Consider the following 229-nt stretch of genomic DNA (forward strand, 5'->3'; position numbering starts at 1 on the left):
TTGAACGATACAGCCTGCGTCTCGACGCGCGACGAAACGAGCGTCCACAGGCCGAGCCGATGCGCCTGCCCCTGCGAGGTCGTGCCAAAAGCAGTAATGCTCGCTTTGACGATGCCATAGCGAGCCACGCCCTCGTCGTCCTGCACCGGCTCCACGGCCGCCTTGTACTGGTTCGCCGGATCGTTCCAGCCGACTTGGGCGAACGTGTAGCGGCTCTTGCGCTCCGTGC

1 protein-coding gene is annotated in these 229 nt (G+C 64.6%); it reads right to left on the bottom strand.

Translation table 11 applies throughout. The features are described 5' to 3' along the window. Positions 1-229, bottom strand: a 229-nt coding sequence (locus SB754_RS23415; protein WP_410784625.1) for a phage tail protein, incomplete at both ends; no start/stop codon positions are given.

Source organism: Leifsonia sp. SIMBA_070 (assembly GCF_046534635.1).
Lineage (GTDB): Bacteria > Actinomycetota > Actinomycetes > Actinomycetales > Microbacteriaceae > Leifsonia.